This is a genomic window from Streptomyces xingningensis (assembly GCF_054957865.1).
Genome location: NZ_JBDJPF010000075.1, coordinates 15,561 through 28,297 on the forward strand (window position 1 = coordinate 15,561; position 12,737 = coordinate 28,297).

Below are 12,737 nucleotides of genomic sequence, written 5' to 3' on the forward strand. Positions count from 1 at the left end.
GTGCCCTGCCTACTGTGCCGGGGCCTCGACGGCCTCGGAGGTCAGCAGGCCCGCGTTGATCTCGCGAAGCGCGATGGAGAGCGGCTTCTCGTGGACATGGGTGTCCACCAGCGGACCGACGTACTCCAGCAGGCCCTCGCCGAGCTGCGAGTAGTACGCGTTGATCTGGCGCGCACGCTTGGCGGCGTAGATCACCAGGCTGTACTTCGAGTCGGTGGCCTCGAGCAGCTCATCAATCGGCGGGTTGATGATGCCCTCGGGCGCGGTGATGGAAGAGGACACTCTCTGCCTTCCGAAGGGGGTGAAGAAAGATGTGCAGTTCTTGAATCCGGGGCCCTGCGGGACACCCCGCGGAAAAATCCCCAGTTCAACGCAGCAAGGCTAGCAGCTCGCGCGCCACGTCCTCGACGGAGGTGTTGACCAGGGTGGCATCGAACTCGGATTCGGCCGCCAGCTCGACCCGCGCGGCAGCCAGCCTGCGCTCGATCACCTCGGGCGACTCCGTCCCCCGGCCGGTGAGCCGGCGGACCAGCTCGTCCCAGCCCGGCGGGGCGAGGAAGACCAGCCGGGCCTCCGGCATGGACTCCCGGACCAGCCGGGCGCCCTGGAGGTCGATCTCCAGCAGCACGGGCTGCCCCGCCTCCAGGTGGTCGAGCACCGCCTGGCGTGGCGTGCCGTAGCGGTGGCCGGCGAATTCGGCCCACTCCAGCAGTTCACCGTTGGCGACGAGCTTGTCGAACTGCTCGTCGTCCACGAAGAAGTACTGGACACCGTCCTGCTCGCCGGGGCGCGGCTTGCGGGTGGTGCAGGAGACCGAGAGCCACACCTCGGGGTGGGCCTTGCGCATATGAGCGACGACCGTGCTCTTGCCGACCCCGGAGGGGCCGGAGAGCACGGTCAGCCGCGGACGTCTGGCCGGGGGGACGGGGGACGTCCCCCGGGAGACAGCATTACTCATGCAGTGATTATCCCGGTTCCCGGGAGTGCCTGGAAACTCAGGCGGCGGTGCTGCCGAACTCCCGTTCCAGGGAGGCGATCTGATTCGAGCCGAGCCCGCGCACTCGTCGGCTCTCGGAAATTCCGAGCCGCTCCATGATCTGCTTGGCGCGAACCTTGCCCACGCCGGGCAGGCTTTCCAGAAGGGCGCTGACCTTCATCTTGCCGATGACATCGTTCTTCTGGCCTTGCTGGATGACCTCGTGCAGTGAGGCGCCGGAGTGCTTGAGCCGATTCTTGACCTCGGCGCGCTCCCGGCGAGCCGCGGCGGCCTTTTCGAGCGCGGCTGCGCGCTGTTCAGGGGTAAGGGGCGGAAGAGCCACGCCTACGTCACCTCGGATGTCGAACTGTCGGATACGGACCGGTGAGGAACCTAGTAGGCCCACACCTGGGGAGCAACGAGCAACGCGCTTGCACGTTCGCTCTTGTCGGAGACTAGCGGCCGATGCCGCTCCAGTCAGCGAGAACAGATGAAAAGTCCTGGTCAGCCTTGCCCGACCAGGACTTTTCTGGACATAATGACCATCAATTTTTGTGCTGACCGGTCTTCGTCCGCCGTGTTCTGCGCCGTGCGGCCCCCGTCACCCCGCCGCCGAGTCCACCGCGGCGCGCACTTCGCCGGCGAACCGGGCGGCGCTTTCCCGCAATCCGGCCACGTCCGGGCCGTGCCGCAGCACGCCCCGGCTGACGCTGGGGACGACGTCGCGGACGGCCGCGCCGAAGACCCCCGGCAGGTCGGCGGCGGTGGCGCCCTGCGCGCCGATGCCCGGGGCGAGCAGCGGTCCGCCGATGGCCACCGAGACGCCGGCCGTCCCCAGCGAGTCGCCCAGCGTGGCACCGACCACGGCGCCGTACGAGCCCATCGGCGCCGCCCCGGCGTTCTCCGCCCGCAGGTGGTCCAGCATCGTCGCGGCGACGCTCGCGCCGTCGGCCCGTACCGCGTGTTGCACCTCGGCGCCCTCGGGGTTGGAGGTGAGCGCGAGGACGAAGACACCGGTGCCGCTCTCCCGCGCCAGGTCCAGGGCCGGGCGCAGGGAGCCGTAGCCGAGGTACGGGCTGACGGTGACCGCGTCCGAGAACAGCGGGGAGGCGGGGTCGAGGTAGGTCGCCGCGTACGCGGCCATGGTCGAGCCGATGTCGCCGCGCTTGGCGTCCATCAGCACCAGCGCCCCGGCGGCCCGGGCGTCGGCGACGGCTCGTTCCAGGACGGCGATGCCGCGCGAGCCGAACCGCTCGAAGAAGGCGGACTGCGGCTTGAGCACGGCGACCCGGTCGGCCAGCGCCTCCACCACGGTGCGGCTGAAGCGCTCCAGGCCCGCGATGTCGTCGTCCAGGCCCCAGTCGGCGAGCAGGGCGGCGTGCGGGTCGATGCCCACGCACAGCGGGCCCCGCTCGTCCATGGCGCGGCGCAGTCGGGCGCCGAACGGTTGGAGCGTCATGCTGCGGTCACCTTCCGGTGGTTGGCGCCGACTGCCTCGGCGAGGGTGGCGTACGGGCCGGCGGCGAGCTTCTCCGCGAGCCCCCGGTGGATGGCCCGGCACCAGAACGGGCCCCGGTAGACGAAGGCGCTGTAGCCCTGGACGAGGGTGGCGCCCGCGAGGATGCGCTCCCAGACGTCGTCGGCGGTCTCGACGCCGCCGACCCCGACCAGGGTGATCCGGTCCCCCACCCGGGCGTACAGGCGGCTCAGGACCTCCAGCGAGCGGGCCTTCAGCGGGGCTCCGGAGAGGCCGCCGGCTCCGATGGCCGCCACGGTGTGCTTCGGGGTGCGCAGGCCGAGGCCGTCGCGGGCGATGGTGGTGTTGGTGGCGATGATGCCGTCCAGGCCGAGCTCGACGGCCAGGTCGGCGACGGCGTCCACGTCCTCGTCGGCGAGGTCGGGGGCGATCTTCACCAGCAGCGGCACCCGGCGGGCGGTGACCGTGCGGTCGGCGGCCTCGCGGACGGCGGTGAGCAGCGGGCGCAGCTGCTCCGTGGCCTGGAGGTTGCGCAGCCCGGGCGTGTTCGGGGAGGAGACGTTGACGACCAGGTAGTCGGCGTGGGCGGCGAGCCGCTCGGTGGAGGTGACGTAGTCGGCGACGGCCTCGGCCTCCGGCACGGCCTTGGTCTTGCCGATGTTGACGCCGACGGTGGTACTGAAGACCGGATCACGGGACGCGAGGCGCTCCGCCACGGCCGCCGAGCCGTCGTTGTTGAAGCCCATGCGGTTGATCAGCGCGCGGTCCGCGACGAGGCGGAAGAGCCGTTTCCTGGGGTTGCCCGGCTGCGGCCGGGCGGTGACGGTGCCGATCTCGATGTGGTCGAAGCCGAGCATCGCCATGCCGTCGATGGCGGCGGCGTTCTTGTCGAAGCCGGCGGCGAGGCCGAAGGGGCCGTGCATGCGCAGGCCCAGCGCCTCGGTGCGCAGCGCCGGGTGGCGGGGGGCGAGGACGGCGGCGGCGAGGGTGCGCAGCACGGGGATCCGGGCGGCGGCGCGGATCCAGGCGAAGGCCAGGTGGTGGGCCTTCTCGGGGTCCATGCGCTTGAAGATCAGGTCGAAGAAGAGTCGGTACATGTCCAGCCTTCGGGGTCATAGAGAGGGGGACACCTTCCGGTGTCCCCCCAGGGGGTGTCCGATGAGTCGGCACACCCCCTCAGTCGCCTTACGCCTCGCGGGCGGCGGTCAGCTGTCCGGCGTGTTCCTGCAGGGAGCGGACTCCGACATCGCCGCGGGTGAGGGCCTCGATGCCCTGGACGGCCGCGGCCAGCGCCTGGACCGTGGTCAGGCACGGGACCGCGCGGGCGACGGCGGCGGTGCGGATCTCATAACCGTCGAGCCGGCCGCCGGTGCCATAGGGCGTGTTGACGATCAGGTCGACCTGGCCGTCGTGGATGAGCTGGACGATCGTCTTCTCCCCGTGGGGACCCGGCCCCTCGGACTGCTTGCGCACGACGGTGGCGTTGATGCCGTTGCGCCGGAGGACCTCGGCGGTGCCGGAGGTGGCCAGCAGCTCGAAGCCGTGGGCGACCAGCTCCCGGGCCGGGAAGATCATCGAGCGCTTGTCGCGGTTGGCAACGGAGACAAACGCGCGGCCCTTGGTGGGCAGTGCGCCGTACGCGCCGGCCTGCGACTTGGCGTAGGCGGTGCCGAAGACGCTGTCGATGCCCATGACCTCGCCGGTGGAGCGCATCTCCGGGCCGAGGACGGTGTCCACGCCGCGGCCGGAGGCGTCGCGGAAGCGGCTCCACGGCATCACGGCCTCCTTGACGGAGATGGGTGAGTCCATGGGCAGGGTGCCACCGTCGCCCGCCGCGGGCAGCATGCCCTCCGTGCGCAGCTCGGCGATGGTCGCGCCCAGCGAGATCCGGGCGGCGGCCTTGGCGAGCGGCACGGCGGTCGCCTTGGAGGTGAAGGGGACGGTGCGGGAGGCGCGCGGGTTGGCCTCCAGGACGTAGAGGATGTCCCCGGCCATGGCGAACTGGATGTTGATCAGGCCGCGGACGCCCACGCCCTGGGCGATGGCCTCCGTCGAGGCGCGCAGCCGCTTGATGTCGAAGCCGCCGAGGGTGATCGGGGGCAGCGCGCAGGCGGAGTCGCCGGAGTGGATGCCGGCCTCCTCGATGTGCTCCATGACGCCGCCGAGGTAGAGCTCGTGGCCGTCATAGAGCGCGTCGACGTCGATCTCGATGGCGTCGTCGAGGAAGCGGTCGATGAGGACCGGGTGTTCGGAGATCAGTCCGGCGTGCCGCTCCAGGTAGCCGCCGAGCGAGGGCTCGTCGTAGACGATCTCCATGCCGCGGCCGCCGAGGACGTAGGACGGGCGGACCATGACCGGGTAGCCGATCTCGGCGGCGATGGCCTTGGCCTCCTCGAAGGAGAAGGCGGTGCCGTACTTCGGCGCGGGCAGCCCGGCCTCGGTCAGCACCCGGCCGAACGCTCCGCGCTCCTCGGCGAGGTCGATGGCCTCGGGTGAAGTGCCCACGATCGGCACGCCGTTGTCCTTGAGCGCCTGGGCCAGGCCGAGCGGCGTCTGGCCGCCGAGCTGGACGATGACACCCGCGACGGGGCCGGCCTGCTGCTCGGCGTGGACGATCTCCAGTACGTCCTCCAGGGTGAGCGGCTCGAAGTAGAGCCGGTCGGAGGTGTCGTAGTCGGTGGAGACGGTCTCCGGGTTGCAGTTGACCATCACGGTCTCGTAGCCGGCGTCGCTGAGCGCGAAGGAGGCGTGGACGCAGGAGTAGTCGAACTCGATGCCCTGGCCGATGCGGTTGGGGCCGGAGCCGAGGATGATCACCGCGGGCCTGGTGCGCGGGGCGACCTCGGATTCCTCGTCGTAGGACGAGTAGAAGTACGGGGTCTTCGCGGCGAACTCGGCGGCGCAGGTGTCGACCGTCTTGTAGACCGGGCGGATGCCGAGCGCGTGGCGGACCTCGCGGACGACGTCCTCGCGCAGGCCGCGGACCGCGGCGATCTGGGCGTCGGAGAAGCCGTGGTGCTTGGCCTCGGCCAGCAGCTCCGGCTCCAGCTCGGCGGTGTCGCGCAGCTCCTCGGCGATCTCCTGGATCAGGAAGAGCTGGTCGGTGAACCACGGGTCGATCCTCGTGGCGTCGAAGACCTCCTGCCGGGTGGCGCCGGCGCGGATCGCGGCCATGACGGTGTTGATCCGGCCGTCGGTGGGGACCTGGGCCTTCGCCAGCAGCTCCGTCCTGTCACCGGGCTCGGAGACGAAGTCGAACTGCGAGCCCTTCTTCTCCAGCGAGCGCAGCGCCTTCTGCAGCGCCTCGGTGAAGTTGCGGCCGATCGCCATGGCCTCGCCCACCGACTTCATGGTGGTGGTGAGGGTGGCGTCGGCGGCCGGGAACTTCTCGAACGCGAAGCGGGGCGCCTTGACCACGACATAGTCGAGGGTGGGCTCGAACGAGGCCGGGGTCTTCTCGGTGATGTCGTTCGGGATCTCGTCGAGGGTGTAGCCGACCGCGAGACGGGCGGCAATCTTCGCGATCGGGAAGCCAGTGGCCTTGGAGGCCAGTGCGGAGGACCGGGAGACGCGCGGGTTCATCTCGATGACGATGACCCGGCCGTCCTCGGGGTTGACCGCGAACTGGATGTTGCAGCCGCCGGTGTCGACGCCGACCTCGCGGATGATCGCGATGCCGATGTCGCGCAGTACCTGGTACTCGCGGTCGGTGAGCGTCATCGCGGGGGCGACGGTGATGGAGTCGCCGGTGTGCACGCCCATCGGGTCGAAGTTCTCGATGGAGCAGACGACCACGACGTTGTCGTTCTTGTCGCGCATCAGCTCCAGCTCGTACTCCTTCCAGCCGAGGATGGACTCCTCCAGGAGCACCTCGGTGGTCGGGGAGAGCGTGAGGCCCTGGCCCGCGATGCGGCGCAACTCCTCCTCGTCGTGCGCGAAGCCGGAGCCCGCGCCGCCCATGGTGAAGGAGGGGCGGACGACGACCGGGTAGCCGCCCAGCGTCTGCACACCTGCCAGGACCTCGCCCATGGAGTGGCAGATGACCGAGCGGGCGGACTCGCCGTGGCCGGTCCTGGCGTTGACGGCCTCGACGACGCCCTTGAACAGGTCGCGGTCCTCGCCCTTGTGGATGGCCTCGACGTTGGCGCCGATCAGCTCGACGCCGTACTTCGCCAGGACGCCGTTCTCGTGCAGGGAGATGGCGGTGTTGAGCGCGGTCTGGCCGCCGAGGGTGGGCAGCAGCGCGTCGGGGCGCTCCTTGGCGATGATCTTCTCGACGAACTCCGGGGTGATCGGCTCCACATAGGTGGCGTCGGCGATCTCCGGGTCGGTCATGATGGTGGCCGGGTTGGAGTTGACCAGGACGACTCGCAGGCCCTCGGACTTCAGGACGCGGCAGGCCTGGGTGCCGGAGTAGTCGAATTCGGCGGCCTGGCCGATGACGATCGGGCCGGAGCCGATGACCAGAACGGACTGGATGTCGGTGCGCTTAGGCACGCTGGCCCTCCATCAGGGACACGAAGCGGTCGAACAGGTAGGCCGCGTCATGCGGTCCCGCTGCTGCTTCGGGGTGGTACTGGACGCTGAAGGCCGGCCGGTCGAGCAGTTGGAGGCCCTCCACCACGTTGTCGTTCAGACACACATGGGAGACCTCGACACGGCCGTAGGGGGTGTCGGTCGCCCGGTCGAGCGGGGCGTCGACGGCGAAGCCGTGGTTGTGCGCGGTGACCTCGACCTTGCCGGTCGTACGGTCCTGTACGGGCTGGTTGATGCCCCGGTGGCCGTACTTGAGCTTGTAGGTGCCGAAGCCGAGGGCGCGGCCGAGGATCTGGTTGCCGAAGCAGATGCCGAACAGTGGAGTCCTGCGCTCCAGCACGCCCCGCAGCACCGAGACCGGGTGGTCGGCGGTGGCCGGGTCGCCCGGGCCGTTGGAGAAGAACACACCGTCGGGGCCGACGGCGTAGACGTCCTCGAGGGTGGCGGTGGCGGGCAGGACGTGCACCTCGATGCCGCGCTCGGCCATCCGGTGCGGGGTCATCCCCTTGATGCCCAGGTCGACGGCGGCGACGGTGAACCTCGCAGAGCCGATCGGGACGGCTCCGCCGTCGGGCCCGATCGCCGGGACGACGTACGCCTCCTTGGTGGCCACCTCGGCGGACAGGTCGGCGCCCTGCATCTCGGGGGCTTGGCGGACCTCGGCCAGCATGGTGCCCTCGTCCGGCAGCGCGTTGCCGGAGAAGATGCCGACCCGCATGGCGCCGCGCTCGCGCAGGTGGCGGGTGAGGGCGCGGGTGTCGATGCCGCGGATGCCGACGACGCCCTGGTGGCGCAGTTCCTCGTCCAGCGAGCGGCGGGAGCGCCAGTTGGAGGGGGCGCGGGCGGGGTCGCGCACGACATAGCCGGACACCCAGATCCGGGAGGACTCCGGGTCCTCGTCGTTGACGCCGGTGTTGCCGACGTGCGGGGCGGTCATGACGACCACCTGGCGGTGGTAGGAGGGGTCGGTGAGGGTCTCCTGGTAGCCGGTCATGCCGGTGGAGAACACCGCCTCGCCGAAGGTCACCCCCACGGCCCCGTAGGCACGGCCGCGGAAGGTGCGGCCGTCCTCCAGGACGAGTACGGCGGGAACCTTGCCGGTCCCCTCGGGGGAGGTCGTCATCGTGCGCCTTCCGTGGTGCTGTCGTTCTGGTGGTGCTCGATCCGGGTGGTCCGCGTGGTCACTGCCTCGACCCAGGCCGGGTGCCCGGCCGCCCGGTCGGAGCGGAATCCGGAGTCGATGGTCCGGTCGCCGTGCTCCCAGGTGAGCACCAGCAGGCCGCCCTCGGCGAGCACCTTGCCCGCGATGCCCTTGTCGAGACGGGCGCCGCGCAGGGCGGCGGCGGGGATGAAGAAGTCGCGGGCCCCGGGCCGGACGATATGGACGCCTTGCTCCGTCAGGGTGAGCTCGGCGCGGCTGCGGGCGCCGAGACCGTGCGCGACGATGCGGTCCAGCCACTGGCCGGCAGTGGTCGAGCCGTGGTAGCGGCCGGTCATCGTGAGCAGGGCCGGCCCCGGCTCCCCGGGGGCGGCGGGCAGTTCGGGGAGGTCTCCCTGGAGCGTGCCGCGCCACTTCCAGCCCTCGCGCATCAGCCAGTAGAGGAGCGCGATGAAGAGCAGCAGCCCCACGACCCAGCCGACGCGCGCGGCCCAGTCGGTGACGGCCTGCGACTTCTGCCCGTCCGCCAGGTTGATCAAAGGTGTCACGTCAGCTTCCCGTCCACGACCGTCGCCCGGCCCCGCAGGAAGGTGTGGGTGACGCGCCCCGGCAGCTCGAGGCCCTCGTAGGGGGTGTTGCGGCTGCGGGAGGCGAAGCCCGCGGGGTCCACCACACCACGGTATGCGGAATCGACCAGGGTGAGGTTGGCGGGCTCACCCGCGGCGACCGGCCGGCCGTGCCCGGCGAGGCGGCCGATGGCGGCCGGGCGGAAGGACATCCGGTCGGCGACGCCGGCCCAGTCCAGCAGGCCGGTGTCGACCATGGTCCGCTGGACGACCGACAGCGCGGTCTCCAGGCCCACCATGCCCATGGCGGCGGCGCCCCACTCGCAGTCCTTGTCCTCGTGCGGGTGCGGGGCGTGGTCGGTGGCGACGCAGTCGATGGTGCCGTCGGCGAGCGCCTCGCGCAGGGCCAGCACATCGGCCTCGGTGCGCAGCGGCGGGTTCACCTTGTAGACGGGGTTGTAGGTGCGTACCAGCTCGTCGGTGAGCAGCAGATGGTGGGGGGTGACCTCGGCGGTGACGTGCCAGCCCTTGGACTTGGCCCAGCGCACGATCTCCACGGACCCCGCGGTGGACAGGTGGCAGATGTGCACCCGGGAGCCGACGTGCGCGGCGAGCAGCACATCGCGGGCGATGACCGACTCCTCGGCCACGGCGGGCCAGCCGCCCAGGCCCAGCTCGGCGGAGACGACGCCCTCGTTCATCTGGGCGCCCTCGGTCAGCCGCGGCTCCTGGGCGTGCTGGGCGATGACGCCGTCGAAGGCCTTCACATACTCCAGGGCGCGCCGCATGATCACGGCGTCGTCGACGCACTTGCCGTCGTCGGAGAAGACCCGCACCCCGGCCGCGGAATCGTGCATGGCGCCCAGCTCGGCGAGCTTCTTGCCGTCCAGGCCGACGGTGACGGCGCCGATGGGCTGGACGTCGCAGTAGCCGGACTCCCTGCCGAGCCGCCAGACCTGCTCGACGACCCCGGCGGTGTCGGCGACCGGGAAGGTGTTGGCCATGGCGTGCACGGCGGTGAAGCCGCCGACGGCGGCGGCCCGGGTGCCGGTGAGGACGGTCTCGGAGTCCTCGCGGCCGGGCTCGCGCAGGTGGGTGTGCAGGTCGACGAGGCCGGGCAGCAGGATCTTGCCGTCGGCCTCGAGCACGGCCGCGTCGGGTGCCTCGATGCCGGTGCCCACCTCGGCGATGGTCCCGCCGTCGATGAGGACGTCCCGTGGTTCGCCACCCAGCGGCCGGGCGCCGCGGATCAGGGTCTTGCTCATGGTCACTGCGTCTCCTCGGGGGACCCGCCGCGTCGGCGGCCGGCGGTCGGCGCCATCGCGGGGCGAGGGCGCGGGTGGTCGGTGGGCGGCACTGGCGTCGGCCCGGTCATTGGTCTGCCGCCGCACGGTGTCCCGCGACAGCGGGTTCCGCGCCGCCCAGCAGCAGGTACAGGACGGCCATCCGGATCGAGACGCCGTTGGCGACCTGCTCCACGGCGGTGCAGCGGACGGAGTCCGCCACCTCGGCGGTGATCTCCATGCCGCGGTTCATCGGGCCGGGGTGCATCACAATGGCGTGCTCCGGCATCCGGGCCATCCGGTCGGAGTCCAGGCCGTAGCGGCGGGCGTATTCGCGCTCGGTGGGGAAGAAGGCGGCGTTCATGCGTTCGCGCTGGACGCGCAGCATCATCACCGCATCGGACTTGGGCAGCACCGCGTCCAGGTCGTAGGAGACCTCGCAGGGCCAGTGCTCGACGCCGATCGGCACCAGGGTGGGCGGGGCGACCAGGGTGACCTGGGCGCCCAGCGTGGTGAGCAGCAGGACATTGGACCGGGCGACCCGGCTGTGCAGCACATCGCCCACGATGGTGATCCGGCGCCCGTCCAGGTCCTGCCCGAGCCCGGCGTCGGGGCCGGTCAGCCGGCGGCGCATGGTGAAGGCGTCCAGCAGTGCCTGGGTGGGGTGCTCATGGGTGCCGTCACCGGCGTTGACGACGGCGCCGTCGATCCAGCCGGAGTTGGCCAGCCGGTACGGGGCGCCGGAGGCGCCGTGCCGGATGACCACGGCGTCCGCGCCCATCGCCTCCAGGGTCAGGGCGGTGTCCTTGAGCGACTCGCCCTTGGAGACCGAGGAGCCCTTGGCGGAGAAGTTGATGACGTCGGCGGAGAGCCGCTTGGCGGCGGCCTCGAAGGAGATGCGGGTCCGGGTCGAGTCCTCGAAGAAGAGGTTGACCACGGTGCGGCCGCGCAGGGTGGGCAGCTTCTTGATCGGCCGGTCCGCGACCCGGGCCATCTCCTCGGCAGTGTCGAGGATCAGGACGGCGTCGTCGCGGGAGAGGTCGGCGGCCGAGATGAGGTGATGCTTCATCTGGTTCGCTCCGTTGTGATGGAGGTTGCGGGGCCTGCGCCCCGGTGTGCTCCGGGCGGTGAGGTGTGCAGGGGCAGGGCCGGGCGTGCGGGCCCACGGGCCCGGATCACGGGCCCGGGAGCGGCTACCGCCCGGCGGCGGCCCCGCGCACGCCGAGGAGCACGCTGTCGCGCCCGTCCTCCTCGGTGAGCTGGACCTTGACCGTCTCCCGCAGCGACGTGGGGAGGTTCTTGCCGACATAGTCGGCGCGGATCGGAAGTTCGCGGTGGCCGCGGTCGACGAGGACCGCGAGCTGGACGGCACGCGGGCGGCCGATGTCGTTGAGCGCATCGAGGGCCGAGCGGATCGTCCGCCCGGAGAAGAGCACATCGTCGACGAGGACCACCAGCCGCCCGTCGATCCCCTCGCCGGGGATCTCGGTGCGGGCGAGCGCGCGGGCCGGCCGCAGCCGGAGGTCGTCGCGGTACATGGTGATGTCGAGAGAGCCGACGAGCATCCTGGCGCCGGTGATTTCCTCGAGCTTGGAGGCCAGCCGATGGGCGAGGAAGACGCCGCGGGTGGGAATGCCGAGAAGCACCACGTCGTCCGCGCCCTTGGCGCGCTCGACGATTTCGTGGGCGATGCGGGTGAGAACCCGGGCGATGTCCGGTGCTTCGAGCACGGGCCGCGCGGGAGTGTTTGCGTCCATGTTTAAACGGACCCCCTTCTCCGCCTCACGGGACGGGCATTAAAGGACGTCGGAATTGCGTGGTCCACCGTACCAGCACCGCCTCTGGGCTCCCACCGGCCCCCCTGACGGCGGATGGCACGGACCATTCGGCTTGACGAAGTCAGATTACGCTGCGTAACCTCACAGTGAGTTACCAGCCGCGCGGCGGAGCCGCACGTTAATACAGCGTCCGGGGAGCTTTATGTCCAGCGAATACGCCAAACAGCTCGGGGCCAAGCTCCGTGCCATCCGCACCCAGCAGGGACTCTCACTCCATGGTGTCGAGGAGAAGTCCCAGGGGCGCTGGAAGGCCGTCGTAGTGGGCTCGTACGAGCGCGGCGACCGCGCCGTGACCGTGCAGCGCCTGGCCGAGCTGGCCGACTTCTACGGTGTGCCCGTGCAGGAGCTGCTGCCCGGCACCACGCCGGGCGGCGCCGCCGAGCCGCCGCCGAAGCTGGTGCTGGACCTGGAACGCCTCGCCCATGTCCCGGCCGAGAAGGCGGGCCCGCTCCAGCGTTATGCGGCGACCATCCAGAGCCAGCGTGGCGACTACAACGGCAAGGTCCTCTCGATCCGCCAGGACGATCTGCGCACCCTCGCCGTGATCTACGACCAGTCGCCCTCGGTGCTCACCGAGCAGCTGATCAGCTGGGGAGTGCTCGACGCCGACGCCCGCCGCGCGGTGCAGCACGAAGACGCTTAGCGGGACTTGGCTCACTTGGGAAAAACCGCCAACCGCCGTGGGGGGGGTAAACCCTTCTTGTTTTCCCCCCCCCCCCGGGGTTGGGGTATTATAGCCCAAAGTTCGCCCTGGGCGCCCTGAAACAGGCCCCCCCACCCAACCCACCCAGCACGGCCTCCCCCCGCTCCCCCCCCTACACCGCCACCACCGGGCCCAACACGACCACCCCAACCCCCTCCCCCCGCAGCCCCCCCCCCCCCCCCCCCCCCCCGGCCGGCCG

General features: G+C 71.0%; 12 protein-coding genes. 1 reads left to right on the forward strand and 11 read right to left on the reverse strand.

The genetic code is table 11. The features are described 5' to 3' along the window. Positions 1-9 precede the first annotated feature (9 nt). The 11 genes from rpoZ to pyrR all read right to left on the reverse strand — a co-directional run bounded on the left by rpoZ (position 10) and on the right by pyrR (position 11,754). Positions 10-282, reverse strand: a complete 273-nt coding sequence (rpoZ, locus tag ABCR83_RS28515) for a DNA-directed RNA polymerase subunit omega (protein ID WP_030360466.1) — start codon at positions 280-282, stop codon at positions 10-12. Between the two features lie 85 nt (positions 283-367). Further along, the gene (gmk, locus tag ABCR83_RS28520) at positions 368-958 is read right to left on the reverse strand and encodes a guanylate kinase (protein WP_462698102.1); all 591 of its coding nucleotides are present in this window, start codon (positions 956-958) and stop codon (positions 368-370) included. 37 nt (positions 959-995) lie between these two features. After that, positions 996-1,319: an integration host factor gene (locus ABCR83_RS28525; RefSeq protein WP_462698103.1), complete on the reverse strand. Its 324-nt coding sequence runs from the start codon at positions 1,317-1,319 to the stop codon at positions 996-998. A gap of 258 nt (positions 1,320-1,577) precedes the next feature. Then, complete coding sequence (gene pyrF, locus ABCR83_RS28530) at positions 1,578-2,435, reverse strand: orotidine-5'-phosphate decarboxylase (RefSeq protein WP_462698104.1); 858 nt, start codon at positions 2,433-2,435, stop codon at positions 1,578-1,580. Beyond that, positions 2,432-3,550 carry a quinone-dependent dihydroorotate dehydrogenase gene (locus ABCR83_RS28535; protein WP_462698105.1) on the reverse strand — a complete coding sequence of 373 codons (1,119 nt, stop codon included), beginning with the start codon at positions 3,548-3,550 and terminating at the stop codon, positions 2,432-2,434. The genes pyrF and ABCR83_RS28535 overlap by 4 nt, the downstream gene beginning before the upstream one ends. Positions 3,551-3,638: 88 nt before the next feature. Beyond that, positions 3,639-6,950 (reverse strand): carbamoyl-phosphate synthase large subunit, encoded by a 3,312-nt coding sequence (gene carB, locus ABCR83_RS28540; protein WP_462698106.1) that lies wholly within the window; start codon positions 6,948-6,950, stop codon positions 3,639-3,641. Further along, on the reverse strand, positions 6,943-8,112 hold the full coding sequence (carA, locus tag ABCR83_RS28545) for a glutamine-hydrolyzing carbamoyl-phosphate synthase small subunit (RefSeq protein ID WP_462698107.1): 1,170 nt from the start codon (positions 8,110-8,112) through the stop codon (positions 6,943-6,945). The genes carB and carA overlap by 8 nt, the downstream gene beginning before the upstream one ends. Next, positions 8,109-8,696 carry a PH-like domain-containing protein gene (locus ABCR83_RS28550; protein WP_462698108.1) on the reverse strand — a complete coding sequence of 196 codons (588 nt, stop codon included), beginning with the start codon at positions 8,694-8,696 and terminating at the stop codon, positions 8,109-8,111. Before ABCR83_RS28550 ends, carA begins: the two co-directional genes overlap by 4 nt. Continuing rightward, a complete protein-coding gene (locus tag ABCR83_RS28555; RefSeq protein ID WP_462698109.1) occupies positions 8,693-9,979 on the reverse strand; it encodes a dihydroorotase in 1,287 nt (428 codons plus the stop codon). Before ABCR83_RS28555 ends, ABCR83_RS28550 begins: the two co-directional genes overlap by 4 nt. 106 nt (positions 9,980-10,085) lie before the next feature. After that, positions 10,086-11,066, reverse strand: a complete 981-nt coding sequence (locus tag ABCR83_RS28560) for an aspartate carbamoyltransferase catalytic subunit (RefSeq protein ID WP_462698110.1) — start codon at positions 11,064-11,066, stop codon at positions 10,086-10,088. Positions 11,067-11,190: 124 nt separating this feature from the next. After that, positions 11,191-11,754 carry a bifunctional pyr operon transcriptional regulator/uracil phosphoribosyltransferase PyrR gene (pyrR, locus tag ABCR83_RS28565; protein WP_462698111.1) on the reverse strand — a complete coding sequence of 188 codons (564 nt, stop codon included), beginning with the start codon at positions 11,752-11,754 and terminating at the stop codon, positions 11,191-11,193. A gap of 223 nt (positions 11,755-11,977) precedes the next feature. On the opposite strand from pyrR, the gene bldD reads away from it, so the two are divergent. Then, the gene (gene bldD, locus ABCR83_RS28570; protein ID WP_004948690.1) at positions 11,978-12,478 is read left to right on the forward strand and encodes a transcriptional regulator BldD; all 501 of its coding nucleotides are present in this window, start codon (positions 11,978-11,980) and stop codon (positions 12,476-12,478) included. Positions 12,479-12,737: the final 259 nt, after the last annotated feature.

Coding starts and splice junctions, on each gene's coding strand:
- ABCR83_RS28535 (WP_462698105.1), bottom strand. CDS start 3,550: ATGTACCGACTCTTCTTCGACCTGATCTTCAAGCGCATGGACCCCGAG.
- ABCR83_RS28555 (WP_462698109.1), bottom strand. CDS start 9,979: ATGAGCAAGACCCTGATCCGCGGCGCCCGGCCGCTGGGTGGCGAACCA.
- bldD (WP_004948690.1), top strand. CDS start 11,978: ATGTCCAGCGAATACGCCAAACAGCTCGGGGCCAAGCTCCGTGCCATC.
- ABCR83_RS28560 (WP_462698110.1), bottom strand. CDS start 11,066: ATGAAGCATCACCTCATCTCGGCCGCCGACCTCTCCCGCGACGACGCC.
- pyrF (WP_462698104.1), bottom strand. CDS start 2,435: ATGACGCTCCAACCGTTCGGCGCCCGACTGCGCCGCGCCATGGACGAG.
- gmk (WP_462698102.1), bottom strand. CDS start 958: ATGAGTAATGCTGTCTCCCGGGGGACGTCCCCCGTCCCCCCGGCCAGA.
- carA (WP_462698107.1), bottom strand. CDS start 8,112: ATGACGACCTCCCCCGAGGGGACCGGCAAGGTTCCCGCCGTACTCGTC.
- pyrR (WP_462698111.1), bottom strand. CDS start 11,754: ATGGACGCAAACACTCCCGCGCGGCCCGTGCTCGAAGCACCGGACATC.